At 68.1% G+C, this 21,764-nt stretch carries 12 protein-coding genes; 7 read left to right on the top strand and 5 right to left on the bottom strand.

The genetic code is table 11. The annotated features are described in order from the left end of the window. Nucleotides 1–115 precede the first annotated feature (115 nt). The 3 genes from AC1PLR_RS20675 (at nt 116) to AC1PLR_RS20665 (ending at nt 4,195) form a co-directional block, all read left to right on the top strand. Nucleotides 116–574, top strand: a complete 459-nt coding sequence (locus AC1PLR_RS20675) for a hypothetical protein (protein ID WP_481102179.1) — start codon at nt 116–118, stop codon at nt 572–574. Between the two features lie 620 nt (nt 575–1,194). Then, complete coding sequence (locus AC1PLR_RS20670) at nt 1,195–3,264, top strand: S46 family peptidase (protein WP_481102178.1); 2,070 nt, start codon at nt 1,195–1,197, stop codon at nt 3,262–3,264. A 316-nt stretch (nt 3,265–3,580) separates the two neighbouring features. Continuing rightward, nucleotides 3,581–4,195, top strand: a complete 615-nt coding sequence (locus AC1PLR_RS20665) for a DNA-3-methyladenine glycosylase (RefSeq protein ID WP_481102177.1) — start codon at nt 3,581–3,583, stop codon at nt 4,193–4,195. Between the two features lie 240 nt (nt 4,196–4,435). Here the strand turns inward: AC1PLR_RS20665 and AC1PLR_RS20660 are convergent, their stop codons facing one another. Together AC1PLR_RS20660 and AC1PLR_RS20655 are read right to left on the bottom strand one after the other, a co-directional pair. After that, entirely contained in the window at nt 4,436–4,930 is a 495-nt protein-coding gene (locus AC1PLR_RS20660; protein ID WP_148828880.1) for a gluconokinase, read from the bottom strand. Between the two features lie 263 nt (nt 4,931–5,193). Next, nucleotides 5,194–7,620, bottom strand: coding sequence for an AAA family ATPase (locus AC1PLR_RS20655; protein ID WP_481102176.1), 2,427 nt, complete (start codon nt 7,618–7,620; stop codon nt 5,194–5,196). An 855-nt stretch (nt 7,621–8,475) separates the two neighbouring features. Between AC1PLR_RS20655 and AC1PLR_RS20650 the strand changes: the two genes are divergently transcribed. From AC1PLR_RS20650 to AC1PLR_RS20635, 4 genes are all read left to right on the top strand, one after another. Then, nucleotides 8,476–11,907, top strand: coding sequence for a hybrid sensor histidine kinase/response regulator (locus AC1PLR_RS20650; protein WP_481102175.1), 3,432 nt, complete (start codon nt 8,476–8,478; stop codon nt 11,905–11,907). Nucleotides 11,908–12,028: 121 nt separating this feature from the next. Further along, nucleotides 12,029–13,885, top strand: a complete 1,857-nt coding sequence (locus AC1PLR_RS20645; protein ID WP_481102174.1) for a sulfotransferase — start codon at nt 12,029–12,031, stop codon at nt 13,883–13,885. 323 nt (nt 13,886–14,208) lie between these two features. Continuing rightward, nucleotides 14,209–16,923 (top strand): TonB-dependent receptor domain-containing protein, encoded by a 2,715-nt coding sequence (locus tag AC1PLR_RS20640; protein ID WP_481102173.1) that lies wholly within the window; start codon nt 14,209–14,211, stop codon nt 16,921–16,923. Between the two features lie 98 nt (nt 16,924–17,021). Next, nucleotides 17,022–17,609, top strand: coding sequence for a 2OG-Fe(II) oxygenase family protein (locus AC1PLR_RS20635; RefSeq protein ID WP_481102172.1), 588 nt, complete (start codon nt 17,022–17,024; stop codon nt 17,607–17,609). Between the two features lie 86 nt (nt 17,610–17,695). Here AC1PLR_RS20635 and AC1PLR_RS20630 read toward each other — a convergent pair whose 3' ends face one another. The 3 genes from AC1PLR_RS20630 to acs form a co-directional block, all read right to left on the bottom strand. Further along, nucleotides 17,696–18,271 (bottom strand): manganese efflux pump MntP, encoded by a 576-nt coding sequence (locus AC1PLR_RS20630; RefSeq protein WP_481102171.1) that lies wholly within the window; start codon nt 18,269–18,271, stop codon nt 17,696–17,698. A 619-nt stretch (nt 18,272–18,890) separates the two neighbouring features. Continuing rightward, nucleotides 18,891–19,556 (bottom strand): response regulator transcription factor, encoded by a 666-nt coding sequence (locus AC1PLR_RS20625; protein ID WP_010342764.1) that lies wholly within the window; start codon nt 19,554–19,556, stop codon nt 18,891–18,893. A 139-nt stretch (nt 19,557–19,695) separates the two neighbouring features. Next, nucleotides 19,696–21,639, bottom strand: coding sequence for an acetate--CoA ligase (acs, locus tag AC1PLR_RS20620; RefSeq protein ID WP_481102170.1), 1,944 nt, complete (start codon nt 21,637–21,639; stop codon nt 19,696–19,698). Nucleotides 21,640–21,764: the final 125 nt, after the last annotated feature.

Raw genomic sequence — 21,764 nt, 5'->3', positions numbered from 1 at the left:
TTCGTCCTTGATGGGGCGCATTGTGCAGGCAAGTTGAATTCGGCACACAACGACTCCAATCTCGATGGATCTAAAGGTCAAATTCTGTGAATTATACATTTAATCTGGATTGGTCATGAAAATTAAATTTCATTTTTCTGCATTGATTCTTATTTTAATTTTTGGAGCCGCACATGCAGGTGAAAAAAACAACGGGCCTTATTATTCCAGTCAATTGGAGACTGCAGCAACATTCTGCGGTAAAGATGGTGGTCAAGATGTGTCTTGTTTTAACCGGCTAGACGATTACTTCGAAATTATATATGACATGAACAAGGATGATTTAAATAAAAACATTGATGACGACGCGATACTGGCAGTTGCGAGCCTGTTAAAAAGCGACAGTTATGGTAAAAAATATAGAGCTGCCAGAATTCTCGGTGCGATGGGCGGGAGAGCGAGAAATGCGATTCCGTATTTGCGCGCCGCAGATGTTGAGCCCAAGCCTGCCTCGAATCTGGATGATTTAATCGACCCTTACCCCGAGCAAAAATTTATTGAACTGGCGATTCAAAGAATTCAAGGCGACCATTAGAAATGATAATCTGGGCTGACGGTGTCAGCTTGAGCCGTTCTCGATTTCTCGGACAGGTTGATTAGGGAACAAAAAGCCACCTTCTCGAAATCGATCGGCGAACGATAGGCCAGCGCACTGAGCAGCCGCTGCCAGTTATAGACACTTCGATGTACTCGAACACCTTCCCGCGCGCTTAGTCGAGACTAGCGAAGCGCTCGTGATGCGTCAGTTCCTGCTTGAGCGAACTGAAGAAACTCTCCATCACTGCACTGTCGTAAGGCATGCCGTTGCGGCTCATGCTCGCGACCAGCCCGGCTTCCTGCGCTATGGTGGATTGCGTCTTCGCTGGCCAGTAGCGGGGCCAGGTTCACATATTCAATAGCGGGAATCTGTATATAGGGTCGTAGGAAGTGAGCTGACCGCGCGCTCGCTTTTGTACCGAGCACTCTGGAGCTTTCTTGGTAAAGATCACCTCCATCGATGAATGGATCGGCGTCTTGGTTGCTGCGATCGCATTGGCCGGCTAAGGTCGCGGTCATGTTCTTTGCCTCGACCTCTGCATGCCCTTGCCCAACTGCCTTGCCGCATCTCTCACTCTAAGCCTAGCCCTCACCACCACTGCCCACGCTGACGAAGGCATGTGGATGCCATCGCAGATGCCAGAGCTGGCCAAGCCGCTGCACGAGGCAGGCTTCCAGGGCGATACCCAGACGCTGGCCGAAGTGACGCAGCCTCCGTTGAGTGCGGTGGTCAAAGTCGGAGGCGGGACCGGGGCGTTCGTGTCCACGGACGGGTTGCTGTTGACCAATCACCATGTCGCCTACGGGGTGATCCAGTACAACACCTCGGCGAAGGAGAGCCTGATCGAGAACGGGTTCATCGCGCGGGACCGCGCCGACGAGCGCGCGGCCAATCCGGATTTCCGGGTGCTGGTGACCGTGGGCTTCGACAAGGTCACCGATCAGGTGCTGGGGCCGGCCAAGGGCAAGACCGGGCGCGCCTACTACGATGCGGTGGATGCGGCGAGCAAGCGTATCGTTGCCGACTGCGAGCGCGAGGCCGGGGTGCGCTGCAGCGTGGCCAACATGTACTACGGCACCGATTTCTACCGGATTCGCCAGCTGGAACTGCGCGACGTGCGCCTGGTGTATGCGCCGCCGCGGGCGATCGGCAACTACGGCGACGAGATCGACAACTTCATGTGGCCGCGGCACAGCGGCGATTTCACCTTGCTGCGCGCCTATGTCGGCAAGGACGGCAAGCCGGCGGACTACAGCGCAAACAACGTGCCCTACCAGCCGCCGGCGCATCTGCAGATCGCCAGCGATGGGCCGAAGGCCGGCGATTTTGCGATGCTGGCCGGCTATCCCGGCATCACCTACCGGCATCGCACGGCGGCCGAGTTCGCCGAGCAGGTGGAGGCGACGCTGCCGCAGCGGGTGGCGGTGCTGGATCAGTTGATCGAGGTGATCGAGGCGTCGGGCAAGGCCGATGCGGAGGCGCGCACGCGCTACGCGTCGCAGCTGCAGTCGCTGAAGAACAACCGCAAGCGCGCCGCCGGCGAACTGGAAGGGCTGCAGCGCAGCGATGCGGTGCGGCTGCGCGCGGAGGACGAGCGCGGCATGCTCGCGGCGACTCGCGGCAGCGATGCGCGCGATATCGCGGCGTTGCAGAAGGTACTTGGCCAGGCCTCGGCGCTGCGTGAGCGCGATCTGCTGTTGGGCTTGATCGCCACGCAGACCCAGGCGCTGCGTTCGGCGCTGACCCTGGAGCGGCTGCGACTGGAGGCGGCCAAGCCGGACGATCGGCGCGAGAGCGGCTACCAGCAGCGCGACCTGGCGCTGATCGAGGGCATGCTCAAGCAGGTGCAGCGCCGCTATTCGCCGACCGTGGAGAAGGCGCTGCTAACGACGTTGTTGACCCGCTACCAGCAACTGCCGGATGCCCAGCGGGTACCAGAGTTCGATGCGGCGTTCGGGCGGACCCCGGCGCAACTGCAGGCGGCGCTGGACAAGGCCTACGCCGGCACCGCGCTGGGCACCGAGGCCGAGCGCCTGTCGCGCTTTGCCGCTGCGCGCGAGGGCAAGGCGCCTGCGGCCGATCCGTTGCTGGCGCTGGCCGCCGCGCTGGTGCCGGCGCAGCTGCGGCTGGACGATGAGCGCAAGGCGCGCGAGGGCGAGCAGTTACGGCTGCGCCCGGCCTACATGCGTGCGCTGTTCGCCTGGCGCAAGCAGCAGGGTCGTGCGGTGTATCCGGATGCCAACAGCACGCTGAGGATCAGCTATGGCCGCGTCGAGCCGCTGGCGCCGCGCGATGCGGTCAGCTTCGCGCCGCTGACCACGGTGGCCGGCATCGTCGAGAAGAACACCGGCAAGGAGCCGTTCGATGCGCCCAAGCCGCTGCTGGCGGCGATCGCCAAGGGCGATTTCGGCAGCACGGTCGATCCGCAGTCGAAGACGCAGCCGGTGAACTTCCTGACCAACCTGGACACCACCGGCGGCAACTCCGGTTCGCCGGTACTCAATGCGCGCGGCGAGCTGATCGGGTTGAATTTCGACAGCAACTGGGAGGCGGTTAGTGCCAGCTGGTGGTACGACCCGCGCTACAAGCGCGCGATCCACGTGGACATGCGCTATCTGCGCTGGCTGATGGCCAAGGTGTATCCGGCGCCGCAGTTGCTGAAGGAGTTGAATGTTCCGCAGGAGTGATTGGGCGGGCTGGGATGCCTATGTCGCTTGGCGTTGCCTCTAGCGAAATGGGCATGCACTGTGCCCTGTGCGCTCGTGCGGCGGCGGCATCGTCTGCCGCTGCTTCGGAAGCGTGAGCCCTCAGCGCTCACCTCGATGCAGTGTGCCGTCGGAGATCAGAACGACGATCCCGATACCGGACACCGTCATGCGTCAGGACTGAAGTCCCTCCCACAATGAGCATCATGCGCTGCGGTCTGGAGACCGACGTCATGGGTGTGGGCTGCGCCGGCCGCGGCTCACTCCGCCACTGCGATGCACCGCTTAGACTGACCCGATGGAACACCTAGCCGCTAAGCCACTGCCACGCGCGTTCTACGCGCGCGATGCGCGCGTGGTGGCGCCGGAACTGTTGAACAAGCTGCTTGTCACCGCCGACGGCCGTTGCGGGCGCATTGTCGAGGTGGAGGCCTACTGCGGTGCGGAGGATCCGGCGGCGCACTCGTTCCGCGGCATGACGCCGCGCACACGCGTGATGTTCGGCCCGCCCGGGCATCTGTACGTGTACTTCATCTACGGCATGCATTGGGCGCTCAATGCGGTATGCGGTGGCGCGCCGGGGCATGCGGTGCTGATCCGCGCCTTGGCGCCTGTGGCCGGGATCGAGGCGATGCAGTCGGCACGCGGTGCGGCGCGCGCCGCCGATCTCACCCGTGGGCCGGGGCGCCTGGCCAAGGCGCTGGGTGTTACGGGCGCGGACAACGGGCTGGACCTGACCACGCGGCAGTCGCGCCTGTGGCTGGGGCAGGACGGGACGCCGCCGCCTGCTGCGCCAATCGTCACCGCACGGATCGGTATCAGCAAGGCGATGGACGCGCCGTGGCGCTGGCATGTGCCCGACGAGCCGAACGTGTCGCGCTTTGTGGTGGGTCGGGCGAAGCGCCGCGGGTAGCGTGGCGCTTGGAGGCATCGTCGCACTACACGCTGCAACAGGATCAGTGCCTTGCCCGCCGTCACGAGTGAAAGGCCGCAATGCGGTGGTGACGGAAGGTGCTTTGGATCGGAGACGAACGCATTTCCTCAGGGATCCTCGCTTCGTTCGTCGCGGCTGAAGCCGCTCCTACGACAGGCAACCTGCGTCACCATTGCCACAAACGGGCGCATGGCTGAGGGTATGCAGACAAGGCACACGCTAGGCGATCGCGGCGCTCGCATCCAGTTGCGCGATGGCATCGGCCACGACCGTGGCGAACGGCGCGTCCACGTCCACCGAGATCACGTCTGCCTCGTCCAGTGGAAGTTCCAGCGTGTCGAGCTGGCTTTGCAGCAGCGCCGGTGGCATGAAATGGCCATGGCGCGCGGCCAGGCGTTCGGCGATCACATGCGCGGCCGCGTGCAGGAACACGAAGCGCATCGGCACCCCGGTGTCGCGCAATTGCTGCCGGTGCGCCTTGCGCAGACCGGAGAAGGCCAGTACGACGCTCTGCCCGGCATCGACCGATGCACGCAGGCGCTGCGCCAGGGCCGCGACCCAGGGCGCACGCTGCGCGTCGCTGAGCGGGATGCCGTGGGCCATCTGCGCCTTGGCGGCGGCGCTGTGGAAGTCGTCGGCGTCCAGGAAGGTGAGTCCGTAGTGCGCCGCCAATGCCTGGGCGACGCTGGTCTTGCCGCTGCCGGACACGCCCATCACGACGATGGCTTCGGCGCGCGGCGGCGGGGATGAGTGGGCGTGGGTCACGTGCTGCGGTCCCGTGGGGTCTCCCACATGATGCCAGCGTGGGCGTTGTGTGGACGTCAGCGATTCTGTAACTGGGTCTTGCGCTGTTGTTGAGATGTGCGCCGTGGCAACTGGGTTCTGTGTGGATCCTGGCGTCGGGGCTGAAGCCCCTCCCACAGGGGCTTCGGCCAGCTCTTCCGATTACACAGCGCGCTTTGTCTCCGGCTCGGCGTCTACATCGTCGCGTTCGCCGTCTCGACCAGGTCGTCCCACTGCAGTCGCGTGCCGGACGCATCGTCGCTGTGCTGCAAGGTGCGGCGAACGGCGCGACGCATGGCGCGGCTGATCCAGTTGTGCAGGTCGCGGCCGGACTGGCCGTCGCTGCGCTCGGCGACCCAGGCCGCCGCGGCGTCGGCGTCGAGATCCAGCGGTTTGCCGCGCAGCAGGCGCGTGACGATGGCGATCCGCGCCGCGTGGTCGGGCAGGGCGATGACGATCTGCCGGTCCAGCCGCGACAGCAGCGCCGGGTCGATCGCAGTGGCATGGTTGCTGGCGGCCAGCAGGAACACCTGGCCCGCATGGCTGGCGACGCCGTCCAGCTCCTGCAGCAGTTGGCCGACGATCTCGCGGGTATACGCATCGTCGCCGTCGGCACCGCGGGCCGGCGCGACGATGTCCAGTTCGTCGACGAACACGATGCACGGCGCCTGCGCCCGCGCGCGCTCGAACGCCGCCTGCACGCGCTGTCCGGACTGGCCGAGATAGCCGGCCTTGAGGTCGGCGCTGCTCAGGGCGATGAAGGCCAGGCCCGACTGGCTGGCGAGGATGCGTGCGACCTGGGTCTTGCCGGTGCCCGGCGGGCCGACCATCAGGATGCCGCGCGGCACCGGTACGCCCAGCGCGGCCAGGGTCTCGGCATTGCGCAGTTCCTTGCCCAGGCCGACGAACTCCTCGACCGTGGCGGCCGGCAGCACGATGTCGTCCCAGCCGAGCGTGGCGACGGCGGTGGAACCTTTGCCGCGCAGCGCGCGCAGGTGCGCGAGCAAGGTGGCGTTGTCCAGCGTGCCATCGACGCACTCGGCGGCGACGCGCGCGACCAGCGTGTGCAGGTCGCGGCCGGAGAGGCCGGTGCTGTCGGCGATCACCTGCGCGTCCGGCGCCGACGCAAAACCGGCCCGTAGTAGTTCGGCGCCGAGGATGCGGGCGCGCGCTGCGGCGTCGGGCAGGCCGATGGCGATGCTGGCGGTGAAGCGCGACAGGATCGCGTCGTCCAGCAGCGCCGGGCGGTTGGTCGCGCCGATCACCAGCACCTGGCCGTGCGCGGCATGGAAGCCGTCCCATTCGGCGAGAAAGGTCTGCACCAGTTCGGCGCCGAAGCTGTCGCTGTCGGCGCCGCCGCGGCGCGCGAACACGCTTTCGCATTCGTCGATGAACAGGATCGCCGGTGCGTGCGCGCGGCAGCGCTGCCAGATCGTCTGCACCTTGGGGCCGGTGTGGCCGACGTGCGCGGCCTTCAGGTCGGCCACGCCCAGCGCCTCGAAATGGCAGCCGGCGTGACGCGCCAGCTTGCGCGCGATCAGGGTCTTGCCGGTGCCCGGCGGCCCGTGCAGGAGCATGCCTTTCGGCGCCGGCTGGCGCCCGGACACGAACAGGTCCACCAGCTTCAGGATCTGGTCGAGCGTGGCGTCGGGCAGGGCGACGTCCGCCCAGTGCCGTTGCACCGCATCCAGGCTCTGCAGCCGCTGCTGCAGCGCGCGTTGCTGGCCGCGCGCGACCTCCCAGGCCTGCACGTTGTCGTGCAGTGCGGCGATCGGCGCGCTATCGACGGCGGCGTCTTCGGCCAGTGCCAGCGCCAGCGATTGCAGCGACGGCGCAGCGTCGGCGGCCAGATCGGCGTCGAGGAGGATCAGGACCGCTGCATGGCGGGCATCGGGCAGCACGATCAGCGCCTGCAGCCGCGGATCCTCGCTGCCGTCGTGCAAGGCCAGTAGTCGTGCACCAGACAGATCGCCCTGCGTGGCGGGAATCGACCAGCGCCCGTGCAGGGCGCGCAGCGGCCATGGCGCACGGGTCACCGGATAGGTCGACCCTGGATCGTGCTGCGCGGCATCGGCCACCTGCACCAGCGCCAGCGGCAGGCGTGCGAACGCCTGCAGTGCGCGCCGTTCGGCATGGCTGTGGTGCCACGCCAGCAACTGCGCACCGGCGGCGACCAGCAGACCGTACGCCAGCAACGAGGGCAGCAGGCTTTGCAGCAGCAGGCCGCCATCGCCGTGCAGGCCGACCTGGCGCCACCAGGCGAGGAAGCTGCGCGTCTCGCCCAGCCAGTGTGCGCTCGTCCACGGCAGGACCAGCACCAGCATGCCGATCAAGGCCGCGCGCCAGCGCCAGTCCGGCAGCAGCGGCCGCAGCAGCAGCGCCGGTCCCCAGGCGCGGCGGCGCTCGCGCCGTACCGCCGCTCGCGCCGCACTCCTTGTGTGCGCAGCGAAGCGGTGCCGGATTGCCGCCGCCGCCTGCTCCACGGCCGGCAGATGCCGCTCGATATCCGCATCGGCCTGCGCCTGGCGCGACTGCGCCTGCTGCACCTGCGCGAGCAGGCGCTGCGTCTGCTGTTGCAGCGACGGTGGGGGCGTCGGCACGGCGGCCGGGATGCCGGACATCAGCGGGAGCGGGCGCGGGTGGTCACCGCGCGCATCTTAGCCTGAGCGCCGGCGGGGCTGCCGTGGGTGGATGCGGGTGGGAGATTGCCCGTGCTGGACACGGTAGGCCGGCGCGTGAAGCGGCGTTGCCATGGGAGGAGGACATCTCGGAAAAGAATAGGGCGCAAGGCACGGGGCGGTTCTTGAGACCATCGCGGCTTCGTTCGTCGCGGCTGAAGCCGCTCCTACGCGGGGCTTGTAACTCCACGATGGCTGTTGCTGTTGCAGTTGCTTCGGTTGTTGCCTTTGCCTTATCGGGTTCCCTTCCGAAGCGGCGGCCAGCGCGGGGAAAAACCCGAAGGGCGGCGCACATGGATGTGCGCCGTTCGCGGCAGGGGCAGGATGCCCCTTCCGCGAATCCCCGGGCTGGACGCGGACCCGGAGCGCGTTAGCGCGGAGGGCGCGAGGCAGGGTGTGCTTTCTTTTGGTTACTTTTCTTTGCACAAGCAAAGAAAAGTAACTCGCCGTAAGGCGAAAGCTTTGCCTTGCCGTGGCTGTAGCGCTAAAAGGGCCCCACAAATCAACAGCAGAAGCAGAGCCAGCGGCATGCCTGCGTCTGCCGCGGACATCGGATGCCGCACCGCTACCGAGCGGTGATTCTGCTTAACTGGGCTGCGTGCAAAGGGGGCGCAGGAAAAGAGGCGAGAAGCGCCGTGCTCGCCGTTGGGGGGTGTAGGCGCAGTCGCCTCAACTGCCTCGCAGCAACCAGCCCGGTGCACGCGCAGCCCAAGCGAGACGCAGCGAGCCCCGAACTCCCGGCTACGCCGAAACGCATCCCACCCTCTAGACTGCACGCATCGTCGAGGGGGCTCGCCTTTGGTTTCCAGTTGGATCCTGCTGCTGGTATCGGTCGGCTATGCGGCGCTGCTGTTCGCGGTGGCGTGGTGGGGCGACCGCCGTCCGCTGTACCCGGAACGGCCGTGGCTGCGGCCGGCGGTGTACAGCCTGGCGCTGGCCGTGTACTGCTCGTCGTGGACGTTCTACGGCGCGGTTGGCAGCGCGGTGCGCAACGGCGCCGGCTACCTGCCGATTTACCTGGGTCCGTTGCTGATGCTGCTGTTCGGCTGGCGCATCGTCGAGCGCCTGGCGCTGATCGCGCGCAGCAAGAACACCGTGTCCATCGCCGACTTCATCTCCTCGCGCTACGGCCGCTCGCGGCGCCTGGCCGCGCTGGTGGCGGTGATCGCCCTGGTCGGCGTGGTGCCGTACCTGGCGCTGCAGTACAAGGCGGTGGCGATGAGCCTGCAGGTGCTCAGCGGCCAGTCCAGCGCCGGTGCGCCGTTCTACGCCGACCCGGCGCTGTACGTGGCCTTGGGCATGGCGCTGTTCGCCACCCTGTTCGGCACCCGCCAGGTCGACGCCACCGAGCATCATCACGGCATGATGCTGGCGATCGCGCTGGAGTCAGTGGTCAAGCTGCTGGCGATGGTGGCCGTGGGTGTGTTCGCCTACGTGTGGCTGTCCGCGCGCGACGGCGGCCAGGTGCTGCAGTCCACGCGCACGCTGTTCCAGAACACCCCACCGGTGGGCTTCATCTCGCAGACCCTGCTCAGCTTCCTGGCGCTGGTGTGCCTGCCGCGGCAGTTCCATGTGGCGGTGGTGGAGTGCAGCGATGTCGGCGACATCCGCAAGGCGCGCTGGCTGTTCGGCCTGTACCTGGTGCTGATCTCGGCGATGGTGGTGCCGATCGCCGCCGCCGGCATCGCCCTGTTCGGCGGCGGCGACGTGGCCGACGACAGCATCGTGCTGGCGCTGCCGCTGGCCGAAAGCCGCACCGCGCTGGCCTTGGTCGCCTACGTGGGCGGGTTCTCCGCCGCCACCGGCATGGTCATCGTCTCCAGCATCGCGCTGGCGACGATGATCAGCAACGACCTGGTGATGCCGGTGCTGCTGCGCCGCCGCGGGCACCAGGCCGCCGGCGCCGACGTGGCCTCGAAGGTGCTGTGGATCCGCCGCCTGGCGATCCTGCTGCTGGCGCTGATCGCCTACGGCTATTACCGCAGCAGCAGCAACGACACGACGCTGGCCTCGTACGGGCTGATGGCCTTCGCCGCGGTGGCGCAGTTCGCGCCGGGGGTGATCGGCGGGCTGTACTGGCGCGGCGCCAGCCGCAGGGGCGTGGAGACCGGCATGGTGCTGGGCTTCGCCACCTGGATCTACACGCTGCTGCTGCCGGCGCTGACCCAGGCCGGCTGGCTGGCGCCGGCGTGGCTGCTGGATGGGCCGTTCGGCATCTCCTGGCTGCGCCCGCAGCAGTTGTTCGGCATGAGCGGCTGGGACCCGCTGGCGCACGGCACGTTCTGGTCGCTGCTGGTCAACGTTGGCACGATGATGCTGGTGTCGGCGCGCTGGCGACCTGGCCTGGACGAGCGCCTGCGCGCGGCGCCGTTCCTGGAGCCGTACTCGCAGCGCCCGGCGGTGGCCGGCGACTGGCTCGGGCAGGTGCGCGTGGTGGATCTGCAGGCGCTGGCCGAGCGCATGGTCGGCGAGCGTCATGCCCGCCGTGCCTTCGCCGAACAGGCGCAATTGCTTGGCCGCGAGCCGCAGCCCACTGCGGTGGCCGACCGCGTCTGGGTGCAGTTCACCGAACGCCTGCTCGCCGCCTCGATCGGCGCGGCCTCCGCGCGCCTGGTGCTGACCAGCCTGCTGCGCGGCTCGGGCATGGACTTGGGCGAGGTGGTGGCAGTGCTCGACGAGGCCGGGCAGGAGCTGCGCTTCAACCGCGAGATCCTGTCCACCACGCTGGAGAACATCAGTGCCGGGGTCAGCGTGGTCGATCCGGCGATGCGCCTGACCGCCTGGAACCGCCGCTACCAGCAGATGTTCGGCTATCCCGACGGCATGCTCTACGTCGGCCGCCCGGTCGCCGACTTGATCCGCTACAACGCCGAGCGCGGCGAACTGGGTGGCGGCCAGGTGGAAGACCAGATCGCCCGCCGCATCGCGCACATGCGCGCCGGCACCCCACACGTGTTCGAACGCACCCGCAGCGACGGCAAGGTGATCGAGATGCGCGGCCAGCCGCTGCCGGGCGGCGGCTACGTCACCAGCTACAACGACATCACCGATTACAAGCGCGCCGAGCAGGCCCTGCTCGAGGCCAACGAGACCCTGGAGCAGCGCGTGGCCGAGCGCTCGCGCGAGGCGGAACTGGCGCAGCAGTCCAAGACCCGCTTCCTGGCCGCGATCAGCCACGACGTGCTGCAGCCGCTCAACGCCGCGCGGCTGTTCGCCTCGGCCTTGCGCGATGCGCACCAGAACGAGGAGCAGCGGCATCTGGCCGAGCGCGTGGACGCCTCGCTGCGCGCGGCCGAGGAGCTGCTCGACGGCCTGCTCGATGTGTCGCGGCTGGACGCCGGCGGCCTGCGCCCGACCATCGAGGACATCGACGCCGGCCTGCTGCTGCGCGAACTGGCCGCGCAGTACAGTCCGATCGCCGCCGGCCGTGGCCTGCGCCTGCACGTGCACGCGCGGCCGCTGTGGGTGCGCAGCGATCGCCGGCTGCTGCGCCGCGTGCTGCAGAATTTCCTCGCCAACGCACTGCGCTATACCCGCCAGGGACGCATCGTGCTCGGCATGCGCCGCCGCGGTGCGGCGCTGGAACTGCAGGTCTGGGACACCGGCCCCGGCATCCCGCCGCACCACATGCAGCAGATCTTCGACGAGTTCCAGCGCTACCAGCAGCCGTTCGACTGGGGCGAGCAGGGGCTGGGCCTGGGCCTGTCGATCTGCCAGCGCATCTCGCGCCTGCTCGGCCACGACCTGGATGCGCGCAGCCGCGTCGGCCACGGCAGCATGTTCTCCATCAGCCTGCCTCGGGCGGCGCCGCCGGCACAGGCGCAGCAACGCGCGCCGCGCGCGGCGGCGGCGGCCGACTCGCTGGCCGGGCTGCGCGTGCTGTGCGTGGACAACGACCAGGAAATCCTCGACGGCATGCGCGCGCTGCTCGGCCGCTGGCAGGTGGAGGTGATCTGCGCCAGCACCGTCGACGCGGCGTTGGCGCAGGCCGCGTGCGCACCGCACGTGATGCTGGTCGACTACCACCTGCACGACCGGCTCGACGGCCTGGAGACCCTGGATGCGCTGCGCGCGGCGATGTCCGGGCCGGTGGCCGGCGCGCTGCTCACCGCCGACGGCCGCGACGAACTGAAGCTGCAGGCGCGCGAACGCGGCTACCGGCTGCTGACCAAGCCGGTCAAGCCGGCCTCGCTGCGCGCCTTCCTCACCGCCTACCACGACCCGATCTAGCGGCGTCGCCCGTCGTTGTAACGGGAATGTATGTGCCGTGTGGCACGCCGCGGCGCGGCCGGCGTGGCGCACGGCGCGGGTGGGCGGCTAAGGTGGTGGACCACTCACGATCCGCCTGCGCATGACCTCCCTGGACACCCCCGCGATGCCCTCGCTCCCGGACCTGCTGGCGGCGCTGGAGGCCGGGCAGGCGCAGACGCTCGAACACGGTGCCCGCGCCTACCTGCGGCAGCACCCCGACGATGTCCTGGCCAGCAGCCTGCTGGCGATGAGCCTGCAGATGCAGGGCCAGCCGGCACCGGCCGCCGCCGTGTACCGCAGGCTCGCCGAGCGCGAGCCGCACGAGGTGGCGCACTGGAACAACCTGGGCACGGCGCTGCGCGAGGCCGGCGACCCCGGCCCGGCAGGCGAGGCCTATCTGCGCGCCCGCGCGCTGGCGCCGGACGATCCGCTGCCGCACCACAACCTCGGCCTGCTGGCGATGGACGCCGGCGACTACGCCGCGGCCCGCGAACACCTGCTCGACGCGCATGCGCTGGCGCCGCAGGCCCCGCCGCTGTGCGTGCACGCGGCGATGGCCTGCCACGAATGCGGCGACTTCCAGCGCGTGCAGGCGCTGATCGCCGACTGGCGGCAGTGGCCGCCGCTGGATCCGGACACCACCGTGGAACTGGCCTGGCTGCTGTCGCAGGGCGGCGAGACCGACACCGCCTGCGCTCTGCTGCGCGCCTGCGCCGAGGGGCCGATGGCGCAGCCGGCGCGGGCCTGGTCGCGGCTGGTGCTGGTGCTCGAACGCGCCAACCGCCTGCCGCAGGCGCGCGAGGCGGCCGCGCAACTGCCGCCACCGGAACGGATCGACGACCCCGACGTGCGCCAGGACGCCGCCAATGCGCTGGCGGTGCTGGCCATGCGCGAGGGTCACTGGGAGCAGGCGCACGCGCTGCTGCGCGGGCTGCTGGCTGACGGCAGCGCCGTCGACCGGCGCAAGCAGAGCAACCTGTTCTTCGCGCTGGCGCGGGTCTGCGACCGCCTGGGCCGTTACGACGAGGCGCTGGATGCCTGCGCGCAGGGCCATGCCGGCCAGGTCGAGGGCCTGGCCGCGCTGGTGCCGGAACTGGCGGCGGCGGACGCACCGCCATTGCCGGTCGCGCAGGCCCGCTGGGATCCGGCGCGCAATGCCGCGGCGCGGCCGGTGACCGCGCCGGCCATGGCGGACTCGCCGATCTTCGTGGTCGGCTTCCCGCGCTCGGGCACCACCTTGTTGGAACAGATGCTCGACGCTCACCCGCAGCTGGTGGCGATGGACGAGCGGCCGTTCCTGCAGGGGCTGGCCGACCGCCTGGAGGCGCGCGGCGTGGCCTGGCCGGATGGCCTGGGCGAGCTCGACGATGCCGCCTGTGACGCGCTGCGCGCCGAGTACTGGCAGGCGGTGCGCGGGGTGGTGCAACTGCAGCCGGGCCAGCGCCTGGTCGACAAGAATCCGTTGAATCTGCTGCGCCTGCCGCTGATCCGCCGCCTGTTCCCGGAGGCGCCGGTGATCCTGGCGCTGCGCCACCCCTGCGACGTGCTGCTGAGCTGCTACATGCAGGCGTTCCGCTCGCCGGCTTTCGCGCTACTGTGTGCCAGCCTGCCGCGGCTGGCGCGCGGCTATGCCGATGCGATGGACTTCTGGCTCTACCATGCCGCCTTGTTGCAGCCGCGCACGCTTGAGTTGCGCTACGAGGATCTGGTGGCCGACCCGCAGGCGCAGGTGGCGCGGCTGGGGCAGTTCCTGCAGCTGCAGCAGCCTGAGCGGCTGCTGGAGTTCCAGCAGCACGCACAGGGCAAGGGCTTCATCAGCACGCCGAGCTACGCGCAGGTGGTGGAAGGCATCAACCGCAAGGCCCTGGACCGCTGGCATGCCTATCGCGATGCGTTCGCGCCGGTGCTGCCCGTGCTGCAACCGTTCCTGCAACGCTGGGACTATCGCGCCGCTTGAGCGTGCCGCTTGTCTGAACCGTTCCCGTCTACGGGTTGAACGGCGAAACGCCGCGCGCGCTGTACCGCGGTTGAAGCGGTGTTTTTGTCAGGGACTGCCGCACACCGGCACACCGAAACAACACCCTTCTTATAAAAAACTAACAAGTGCCTGACGGTCCTTTAATGGACCGTCGGCCCGAGGTATCCATTTCGCCCGCCGCGCCGTCGAGGCGCCCGGGATGGTTCGCGCCTGCGTGCAGCGCCGGCGCTTGTCGTACATCACATGAGGTCTTCCCGATGTCCGTAGCAAAGAACAGACTCGCTCACGCCGTTTGCCTGGCCATGGCGACGCTTCCCGCCACGCTCTATGCGCAGAGCTCCATCCCGGCGGCGTCCGCGTCCGGCGACGCGCCGGTGACGCTGGACAAGCTCACCGTCACCGGTTCGCTGGTGCGCCGCGTGGATGTGGAGACCGCCAGCCCGGTCGCCGTGGTCGATCGCCAGCAGATCCAGCAGAGCGGCAAGCAGACCCTGGGCGACCTGCTGCAGGCGCTGCCCGGCATTGCCGGCGCCGCGACCAACCCGCAGGTCAACAACGGCGGCGGCGACGGCGCCTCGACCATCTCGCTGCGCGGCCTCGGCGACCAGCGCACGCTCATCCTGATCGACGGCCACCGCATCCAGAACAACGACGTCAACTCGATCCCGGCCAACATGATCGACCACGTCGAAGTGCTGAAGGTCGGCGCCTCGGCGATGTACGGCTCCGACGCGATCGGCGGCGTGGTCAACTTCATCCTGCGCAAGAATTTCGAAGGCGGCGAAGTCTCGGCCAACTACGGCCAGACCAGCCGCGGCGACGGCGCGCGTCAGGGCGGCAGCTTCACATTCGGCAAGACCTGGGACCGCGGCAACGTCGTGGTCGGCCTGGACTACAACAAGCAGAAGGACGTCTCCAGCGCCAACCGCGCGTTCTCCAAGTACGCGATGTACCTGTCCAGCGGCAGCGTCTACAAGGGTGGTTCCAGCCGCACGCCAAGCGGCTACTACAAGCTGCCGAAAACCACGCTGGCGTCCAACGGCTGCGACCCCGACACAGGCGCGCTGACCAGCAACGGCAGCGGCGGCTACAAGTGCTACAGCTCCTCGGCCGACGCCTACAACTACCAGGCAGAGAACCTGTTGCTCACCCCGCAGCAGCGCGTCGGCGGCTTCGTGCTCGGCAGCTTCAACATCACCGACTCGATGCAGGCGTACGTCAACGCCTACCACAATCACACGATGTCCAACTACGCGATCGCGCCGCTGCCGTTCGACGCGCAGAGCGACGGCATCACCATCGCTGCCAACAACCCGTACAACCCGTTCGGCGTGCAGTTCGGCCCCAACGACTATGAGCTGCGCACGCGCTTCACCACGCTCGGCCAGCGCGAGGGCTTCTACGACACTGCCACCGACCAGGACGTGATCGGCCTGAAGGGCGGTATCGGCGACAGCAGCTGGGTGTGGGATACCAACTTCAACTACGGCCACTATCGCCAGCGCAACTGGAGCCACGGCTACGTCGACTACGCCGCGTTGCAGAGCGCGATCGACAGCGGGCAGGTCAACATCTTCGACCAGGGCAGCGCCAGCACCGTCGCCTGGCTGAAGAGCAACGAATCGATTCCGCGCCTGGAAACCACCACCATCATGCGCCAGTGGGAAGCCAGCGCCAACGGCACCCTGTGGGACATGCCGGCCGGCGCCGCGCAGCTGGCAGTCGGTGCGCTGTATCGCAAGGAAAGCCTTGGCTCGACAGTGTCCAGCAACGCGCTGATCAACAGCGGCCTGACCTGCGGCATTTCCTCGGAAGCGTGTGGCTCGCCGCTCAGCGGCAGTTTCGACGTGAAGGAAGCCTATGCGCAGCTATTCATGCCGGTACTGGAACAGTCCTCGCCGATCGGCGCGCTCAACCTGACTCTCAGCGACCGCTTCTCCGACTACAGCAACGTGCGTTCGAGCAACAATAGCGCCTCCTTCCAGGTGGAGTGGCGGCCGATCCATGATCTGCTGCTGCGTGGTACCGCGGCGCAGGTCTTCCGCGCGCCGACCATCACCGACATCTACCAGGGCCCGACCGCCGACTCGCCGAACTTCGTCGACCCGTGCATCGGCTACAGCGGCAGCGGCCACGCCAATGCCTGCGCCGGCGTGCCGGCGGGCTGGAGCGGTTCGGGCCTGTCGCAGACCAACGGCATCGTGTCCGGATCCAGCTATGTCGGCTACCAGCTCAAGCCGGAGAAGGGCACCTCCTTCGACTACGGCCTGGTCTACAGCCCCGAGTACGTGCCGGGCCTGTCGGTCAACCTCGACTGGTGGAAGGTCAAGCTCAACGACCTGATCCAGTCGATCTCCGCGCAGACCGTGGCCAATCTCTGCTACAACGACGACAACAGCCCGTACTGCAGCTACATCCACCGCTATGCCGCGGGCACCGTCAGCGCCGGCAACATCAACTACATCCAGACGCCGGTGGTGAACATCGGCAAGCTCAACACCCAGGGCGTCGACCTCGGCGCCAACTACGTGCTGCCGGAGACCGCGTTCGGCAAGTTCACCGTGGCCGTGGACAGCACCTACCTGCACCGCTACGACATCGACACTGGGGACACGGTGGTGCACATGGCCGGCCGCTACAACTCGTCCTACGGCAACTACACGCACTGGCGCGCGCACGCCCTGGTCGGCTGGAAGCTGGGCAACTGGGATGCGAGCTGGACGACCCGCTGGATCGGCAAGGTGCAGGTCGGTAGTGGCGACCCCACGCAATACATGTCCGCAGACGGCGTGTTCAAGGGCGTGGTGCTGGACTACGGCAGCTACATGTATCACTCGCTGCAGGTGGGCTACGACATGACCGGGGCCAACCTGCGCCTGGACCTGGGCGTGGACAACCTGACCAACAAGCAGCCGCCGGTCATGTACCAGAACAACGTGTTGAACGCGAACACCGACGTGAGCACCTACGACACGCTCGGCCGCTACTACTGGATGCGGGCCACCTACCGCTTCTGAGTGGAGCCGGCGCCGCCCGCCTGCGTGGGCGGCGCCGGAGCGTACGATAGGGCGCGTCCTTGCGGGCGCGCCGTTCTGCTTGAGGGGGCAGCATACCGATGCACACGAACCAGACCGACCTGCGCCACTACGTCCGCGTCTACGACGCGGCGCTGGATCCTGGCTTCTGCGCGCAGCTCATCGCGCAGTTCGAGCAGACCGCCGCCCAGCACAGTCGCAACGGCGCTGGCGAGCGCGCGGGGCTGGACGACAGCGCCTGGACCGAACTCAACGTCACCCGGCTCGCCGATCCGGCGTTCCAGGGTTTTTTCATCGAACAGGTGCGTGCGGCGCTGGCCCGCTACAACGCCGATCTCGGCCTGACTGCCGAGGTGCCGTGGCGCCCACGCCTGGCCGACCTGCGGATCAAGCGCTACCGCGCCGATGCCGGCGAACGCTTCCAGCCGCACTTCGACGCCTGCGACGCGGAGACCGGCCGTTACCTCGTATTCCTGTGGTATCTCAACGACGTGGCCGAGGGCGGGCACACCCGCTTCCTCGACCTGGATCTAGAGGTCGCGCCGCGCGCCGGCCGCCTGCTGGTGTTCCCGCCGTACTGGATGTTCCTGCACGCGGGCCTGCCGCCGCGCAGCGGCGACAAGTACATCCTGTCCACCTATCTCGAATTCACCGCCAAGCCGGCCTGACCCAAGGCGCCGCGCTGGTGGGATGGGCGCGCATCATCGCCGCACATCCCCAATCCCCAATCCCGGCCGCACCAGCGCCCCGTCGCTCAACCTGCACCATGCAGATGCTCGAACAGGATGGTGCAGCCGATCGCGATCAGCAGCGCGCCGCCGACGATCTCCGCGCGCTTGCCGGCCAGCGCACCGAGCGCGCGGCCGAGCATGATGCCCAGGGTGACCATGGTCAGCGTGCACAGGCCGATGATTGCCGCGACCTCGACGATGTTCACGTCGAGGAAGGCCAGGCCGACGCCCACCGCCATCGCGTCGATGCTGGTGGCCAAGCCGGTGGCGGCCAGATTCCAGAAGCCGTGGCGCTTGGGCGCGGCCTCCTCGGGCGTGGCGGACTCCGGCTTGAGGCCGGCGACGATCATGTGCACGCCCAGCGCGCCGAGCAGGCCGAAGGCGATCCAGTGGTCGAACGCGACCACGTACTTGGAGGCGGCCTGGCCGAGCACCCAGCCCAGCGCCGGGGTCAGCGCCTCGATGCAGCCGAAGATCAGGCCGGCGCGCAGCGCGTCGGCCCAGCGCGGGCGTTGCATCGCCGCGCCCTTGCCGACCGCGGCGGCGAAGGCGTCGGTCGACATGGCGATGCCGAGTAGGAGGATCGAAAGAAACGACATGGGAGACCGTACCGGGACAGGCGACAACGACGAGCGCGCGCGCCCGGCCTTCGCCTTGCGCACTCGCCGCTGGTCTCGCCAACCGAACTGGCTGCCCATACCACGGCGCATCGGCCGAGTCTGTTGATACGGGCGCTGTCCGCGCAGGTCGGACAGCAGGCTACTCCCCAAGGGGACGCGCAGTCTAACAGCGGCCAACTGCGGCGAACATCCCTGGAACGCACGCGAACCTGCAGCTTATCTTGATAGCTGCTGCTATATCGACATGGCTCTGCGGCGGTACGGTACGTGTGCACGGGATGCGTCGAGGATGCTGACTCTGCGCTCACGTGGCTCGCGATGGCACTCAGCCGTAGCGCGCGAGTGGGCGAATTGTGTGCCACTTCAGGACGGCGCCACGGACCTGTCCGCTGTTCGCGCATGCAGCTACCGATGCGTCGCCGCTGCGTGGGGGGGCTTCCCACCGTGCCCAAGGGAGCGACTGGCGCTCGGTGTTCAGCGCGTCGGGACTGAAGTCCCTCCCACAAGGAGGCGCCCCAGCGCGCCGTGTACGCACGGACAACGGACGCGCACGCGCCGCATCCGCTCCGCTCGCGCCTTCGCCAGGCGTCGCTGCGGCTCAGTCCTCTTCCGGCGGCAGCACGATGGCGTCGCTGTCGATGGCTAGCTTGCCGGCCAGCAATACCGCCTGGGTGCGGTTGGTGACGCCGAGCTTGCGCAGGATTGCGGTGACGTGCGCCTTGATCGTGGCCTCGGACACGCCCAGGTCGTAGGCGATCTGCTTGTTGAGGCTGCCGGCGCCGAGCATCTGCAGCACCCGGAACTGCTGCGGGGTCAGTTCGCGCAGGCGCTGCCCGACCTCGCGCTCGGCGCGGTCGGTGGGTGGCACGTTGTGCGCTTCCGGCGGCGCCCAGTGCTCGCCGTCCAGCACCGTGCCCAGGGCCAGGCCGATGGTGTCCGAGTCGGCCGACTTGGGAATGAAGCCGAACGCGCCGTGGTCGAGCGCGCGCCGCATCACCGTCGGCTCCTCGCGCGCGGACACCACCACCACCGGCAACTGCGGATGCAGCGCACGCATGTGCACCAGCGCGCTGAAGCCCTGCGCGCCGGGCATGTTGAGATCCATCAGCAGCAGATCGGCATCGGCGTGGCGATCGGCCAGCGCGTACAGCGCCTCGACGCTGTCGGCCTCGTACAACTGCACCCCGGGCATCACCCGCTGCACCGCCCCACGCAGCGCCTCGCGGAACAGGGGATGGTCGTCGGCGATCAGCAGGGTGGGCATGGGGCGGGGATTCGGGATTTGGGATTGGGGATTCGTAGAGCAACAGCAACAGCGGAGCGTGACGTCGCCAGGAGATCGGACACGGACCGGGGACCGCTTTGACGAATCCCCAATCCCAAATCCCGAATCCCGGCGCGCGTCAGCGCGCCAGCCGTTCGTTCACCAACGAATCCACCACCGATGGATCGGCCAGGGTCGAGGTGTCGCCGAGCTGGTCGGGGGCGTTCTCGGCGATCTTGCGCAGGATGCGGCGCATGATCTTGCCCGAGCGGGTCTTGGGCAGGCCCGGCGCCCACTGCAGGTGGTCGGGGGCGGCGATCGGGCCGATCTCCTTGCGCACCCAGGCCACCAGTTCCTTGTGCAGGGCTTCGCTGGGCTGTTCCTCGGCGACCAGGGTCACGTAGGCGTAGATGCCCTGGCCCTTGATGTCGTGCGGGAAGCCGACCACCGCGGCCTCGGCCACCTTGGGGTGGGCGACCAGCGCGCTCTCCACCTCGGCGGTGCCGATGCGGTGGCCGGAGACGTTGATGACGTCGTCGACGCGGCCGGTGATCCAGTAGTAGCCGTCGGCATCGCGGCGGCAGCCGTCGCCGGTGAAGTAGCTGCCGGGGTAGGTGCGGAAATAGGTGTCGATGAAGCGCTGGTGGTCGCCGTACACGGTGCGCATCTGTCCCGGCCAGGAATCGCGCAGCACCAGGTTGCCTTCGGTGGCGCCTTCCAGGATCTCGCCGTCGGCGCTGACCAGGGCCGGCTGCACGCCGAAGAACGGCAACGTCGCCGAGCCGGGCTTGAGGTCGATGGCGCCGGCCAGCGGGGTGATCAGGATGCCGCCGGTCTCGGTCTGCCACCAGGTGTCCACGATCGGGCAGCGGCCGTCGCCGACCACGTCGTAGTACCAGCGCCAGGCTTCGGGATTGATCGGCTCGCCGACGCTGCCGAGCAGGCGCAGGCTCTTGCGCGAGGTCTGCTTCACCGGCGCCTCGCCCTCGCGCATCAACGCGCGGATTGCGGTCGGGGCGGTGTAGAAGATCGTCACCTGGTGCTTGTCGATGACTTCCCAGAAGCGCGACACGCTCGGGTAGTTGGGCACGCCCTCGAACATCAGCGCGGTGGCGCCGTTGGCCAGCGGCCCGTAGACGATGTAGCTGTGCCCCGTCACCCAGCCGACGTCGGCGGTGCACCAGTAGATGTCGTCCTCGCGCAGATCGAACACGGTCTCGTGGGTGTAGGCGGCGTACAGCAGGTAGCCGGCGGTGGTGTGCAGCACGCCCTTGGGCTTGCCGGTGGAACCGGAGGTGTAGAGGATGAACAGCGGGTCCTCGGCATTCATGCGCTCGGGTTCGCATTCGGCCGGCTGGCTGTCGACCACGTCGTGGAACCAGCGGTCGCGCGGGGCCTGCATGTCCACCGCGCCGCCGGTGTGGCGCACCACCAGCACGGTCTCCACGCTGGTGGTGCCGGGCAGCTTCAGCGCTGCGTCCACGTTGGCCTTGAGCGGGATCTTCTTGCCGCCGCGCAGGCCCTCGTCGGCGGTGATGATCAGCTTGCTGCCGCAGTCGATCACCCGGTCGGCGATCGAGTTGGGCGCAAAGCCGCCGAACACCACCGAGTGGATCGCGCCGATGCGCGCGCAGGCCAGCATCGCCACCGCGGCATCGGGGATCATCGGCAGGTAGATGGTGACGCGGTCGCCCTTGCGCACGCCCAGCGCGCGCAGCGCGTTGCCGAGCCGGCACACGCGCTCGTACAGCTCGCGATAGGTGACGCGGTAGGACGGCGCGTCCGGGCTGTCCGGCTCGAACAGCAGCGCGGTCTTGTCGCCGCGGGTGGCCAGTTGCCGGTCCAGGCAATTGACGCTGGCATTGAGTTCGCCGTCGTCGAACCAGCGGATGCGGAAGTCGTCCAGGGCGAAGCTGACGTCCTTGATCCGGGTCGGCTTCCTGAACCAGTCCAGGCGCTCGGCCACCTTGCCCCAGAACGCTTCCGGCTGTTCCACCGATGCCTTGTACTGGGTCTGGTACTGGGTCTTGTCGACCCGCGCACGGGCGGCGAACTGCGGATCGACGGGGTAGAGATCGGCCATGGTTCCCTCTGCATTGAACGGGGCGCCGCATGCGGCGGCGCGTCAACGCGCAGTGTGCCGCATCCGGCGTTAAGCGCACACGCGCCGGGCCTTAGACGATGGTCGTAACTCAGCCGACGTTCGAC

This window comes from Xanthomonas sp. NCPPB 3570 (assembly GCF_056725115.1).
The sequence above is the reverse complement of the archived record's forward strand: the minus strand, read 5'-3'. Positions and strand labels throughout refer to the sequence as shown.